Genomic DNA, 3,019 nt, shown 5'->3' on the forward strand with positions numbered 1-3,019 from the left:
AGTCTGGAAATGGATCCCGTCTTCAAGTAAATGGGCATTTTATGCACCCAGCATGACAAGTGCAGCGTTGGCAACCTATGCCGCCGGTAAGGGATATGACGTATTGACAACCGTTAGCGGCGGCGATGGGGTTTGGGTCAATGCAGGGACAAGTTTCACGGCATCTCTCCCCATTGGTACTGCTGTCACGACCTCTACTTTTGCAACGTCTCTGAGTTCTGGCTGGAGTTTGATTTCAATTGGTGACAACAAGACACCTCGCGCTTTTAACAACGCACTCAGTGCTACGCCGCCAAGTACGGGTGTGGTTGCTGCACCTGTATTAACTACTGTTTGGGCTTGGGACAGCAGTAAAGCTTCATGGTACTTTTACGCACCATCCCTCGACAATACCAATGCTTTAGGTACATACACCGCAACCAAAGGCTATTTGGATTTTGGCATCGGCACACTTGCACCTGGTGTTGGTTTCTGGGTCAATAAACCATGATATTGAACTACCGAGCACATTTCCACCCTTTTCTCGAGGGGTATCCTCAAGGCCGTTTTGCTGTTACCAAATATAAAGCTGAGAGAGGTTTTACTCTGCTTGAGCTTTTGGTGGTAATGGTGATCATTGGTTTGTTGGTCGGTTACGTTGGTCCTCGCTATTTTGCACAGATTGGCAAATCCGAGGTGAAAGCCGCGCTGGCACAGATCGACGGGTTTGAGAAAGCAGTTGAGCAATATCGCCTTGATGTGGGCAAATTCCCTAGCAATGAACAAGGACTCAATGCTTTGTTTGTTCGCCCGGCAACTGAGCCACGTTGGCAAGGCCCTTATTTAAAAAAAATGCCGCCTCTAGACCCGTGGGGCAATCCCTACGTCTATCGCACGCCTGGTGAAAATGGCGATTTCGACATCATCTCGCTTGGTAAAGACGGCGCACCAGGTGGCGAAGGCGATGCTGCTGATGTCAAAAAATGACATCAACCGGGGCAGCACGTTTTCCGTTGCTGGTATTTTGCCAGCAGCTTTTGTCACTGCTGGAGGCGGGCCTACATCTGGTTGAAGCGGTTGATACCCTCACTGAAAAAGAGCAAGAAAGTAGTCAACACAGCGTATTGATGCAGTTGCAATCAAGCCTGCAATCAGGGTTGTCGTTTTCCCAAGCGCTTGCCAATCGGCCTGAGATTTTTCCACCATTGTTTCAGGCGGCCATAGAGGCAAGCGAACAAACTGGCGGTGTCATCCAGGCCCTCAAACGTTTTGTAACCTACGAGACACAATTTCAAGCCCTGCGCAATCGCTTGATAGGTGCCTTGATTTACCCTGCATTGTTGCTTTCCTTAGGTGGGCTTGTGGTGGCATTTTTGCTGGGATACGTGGTGCCACGTTTCAGTGTCGTGTTTATTGACCGATTGCAAGACATGCCTTATCTGTCAGGATTGGTCATTCGTTTGGGTTTAACGATTGCCGAAAATCCCATGACTGCGATGCTTCTGGCACTTGGCACATTAAGCGCTTTAGGCTTGTTTGTGGTTAACCCCGCAACAAGAAGCTGGCTGGTTGGTGTTGCCTGGCAATTGCCTTGGCTGGGTGTGCGCATTCACCAATTTGAGTTGGTGCGGCTCTACAGGTCTCTGGGAATGCTTTTGCGCGGTGGTATTCCCGCCGTGCGATCTTTGCAAATGATACTGACGATGGCCCCTATGCGTTCGCGAGAAGGTCTTAAAAAAGCAACTGCATTGGTCAGCGAAGGCATTCCCATCTCTATCGCCTTGCAGCGAGAGGGCTTCACCACATCAGTCAGCAACCGCCTTCTAGCTGTGGGTGAGCGCTCAGGTCAGATGGGCGACATGTTGGAGCGTGCTGCTGACTTTATGGATGCTGAGCTTGATCGCTCGGTAGACCGAGCCACTCGGTTGATGGAGCCACTGATGATGGTCGTGATTGGCGTACTTATTGGTGGCATTGTTATGCTGATGTATTTACCCATCTTTGAACTGGCAGACAGCGTGGGGTGAGCCTTGGCAGGTTAGTTTGCTGGTTTTTGTGTTGGTTTAATGCCTGCCTTTTTCTCTGCCTCTCGGGCTTGCTGGACCATATCATCCACGCTCAAAGGTTTTTCTGTGGGCTTTAGCATGAAGCTTGGTACGGGAGGGGGGGCCAGCATTTCTTCGGTAATACCTGCTGGCAACACCACACGGGGTGCCGATGCCTGACTTGCTTGCTGCGATGCTATGCGCTTAATGTCTTGTGCCAATGACAAATTGGCACCCAAAGTCAAACTGATAAAACACAACACCCTTCCAAGACCGTAGTTCGATAACATTTGGCTCCTGTTCTGTAAATACTGAGACCCCTACAATCATACGAAAACTTAAAGCCACCATTCAGCCAGTAAAAACTGTGAAAAACATACCGTTGAATCTTCGCAAAAGCACGGGTTTCACCTTGATCGAAATGGTCGTAGTGGTAGCCATTGTCGGCATTCTGGCCAGTGCGGCGATTCCTTTTGTGAGGTACGGGGAGCACCGGCTGAAAGAACGTGAATTGCGTCACGCCTTGCGTGAAATCCGCCTTGCCATTGATGCCTATCGCAAAGCCTCTGACGAAGGCCGCATTGTGCGCAAAGTTGACTCCACAGGTTACCCGCCCGATTTGACAGCTTTAACCGATGGCGTGGCTGATGCCAAAACCCCAGATGCCCGCAAAATCTACTTTTTGCGCCGCATTCCGCTTGACCCCTTTGCACCGCCAGAAACCCCCGACAACGACATGTGGGGCCTGCGCAGCTATGCATCGCCACCCAATGATCCCCAACCGGGTGACGATGTTTTTGATGTCTATTCACTCAACCCTGGCAACGGAAGCAATGGCGTACCCTACCGCAACTGGTAAATTCAACTTCTGGGGGTTCACCCTGATTGAGCTTCTGGTTGTGATGGCCATCATTGCCACACTCTTATCCATTGCCGCGCCACGCTATCTGCGCAGTGTGGACGAGGCTCGCGAAGCAGCCCTCAAATCCGACCTG

General features: G+C 50.8%; 6 protein-coding genes. 5 read left to right on the top strand and 1 reads right to left on the bottom strand.

Annotated elements, in window-relative coordinates; genetic code table 11:
* From PHX60_RS15900 to PHX60_RS15910, 3 genes are all read left to right on the top strand, one after another.
* Positions 1 to 490: hypothetical protein (locus PHX60_RS15900; RefSeq protein ID WP_300079759.1), on the top strand; the 490-nt coding region annotated here is incomplete at its 5' end.
* Positions 487 to 966 (top strand): type II secretion system major pseudopilin GspG, encoded by a 480-nt coding sequence (gene gspG / locus PHX60_RS15905; protein WP_300079761.1) that lies wholly within the window; start codon positions 487 to 489, stop codon positions 964 to 966. The genes PHX60_RS15900 and gspG, both read left to right, overlap by 4 nt.
* Positions 963 to 2,006: a type II secretion system F family protein gene (locus tag PHX60_RS15910; RefSeq protein ID WP_300079764.1), complete on the top strand. Its 1,044-nt coding sequence runs from the start codon at positions 963 to 965 to the stop codon at positions 2,004 to 2,006. The genes gspG and PHX60_RS15910 overlap by 4 nt, the downstream gene beginning before the upstream one ends.
* A gap of 11 nt (positions 2,007 to 2,017) precedes the next feature.
* Here PHX60_RS15910 and PHX60_RS15915 read toward each other — a convergent pair whose 3' ends face one another.
* On the bottom strand, positions 2,018 to 2,314 hold the full coding sequence (locus PHX60_RS15915; protein ID WP_300079767.1) for a hypothetical protein: 297 nt from the start codon (positions 2,312 to 2,314) through the stop codon (positions 2,018 to 2,020).
* Between the two features lie 92 nt (positions 2,315 to 2,406).
* Between PHX60_RS15915 and PHX60_RS15920 the strand changes: the two genes are divergently transcribed.
* A complete protein-coding gene (locus PHX60_RS15920; RefSeq protein ID WP_300079769.1) occupies positions 2,407 to 2,883 on the top strand; it encodes a type II secretion system protein in 477 nt (158 codons plus the stop codon).
* On the top strand, positions 2,858 to 3,019 hold a 162-nt coding region (locus PHX60_RS15925), incomplete at its 3' end, for a type II secretion system protein (protein ID WP_300079771.1). The genes PHX60_RS15920 and PHX60_RS15925, both read left to right, overlap by 26 nt.

Source organism: Giesbergeria sp. (genome assembly GCF_028686475.1).
GTDB lineage: Bacteria > Pseudomonadota > Gammaproteobacteria > Burkholderiales > Burkholderiaceae_C > Simplicispira.

Excerpts from the sequence above, each read along its gene's own strand:
- gspG (WP_300079761.1), top strand. The coding sequence starts at position 487 with ATGATATTGAACTACCGAGCACATTTCCACCCTTTTCTCGAGGGGTAT.
- PHX60_RS15915 (WP_300079767.1), bottom strand. The coding sequence starts at position 2,314 with ATGTTATCGAACTACGGTCTTGGAAGGGTGTTGTGTTTTATCAGTTTG.
- PHX60_RS15910 (WP_300079764.1), top strand. The coding sequence starts at position 963 with ATGACATCAACCGGGGCAGCACGTTTTCCGTTGCTGGTATTTTGCCAG.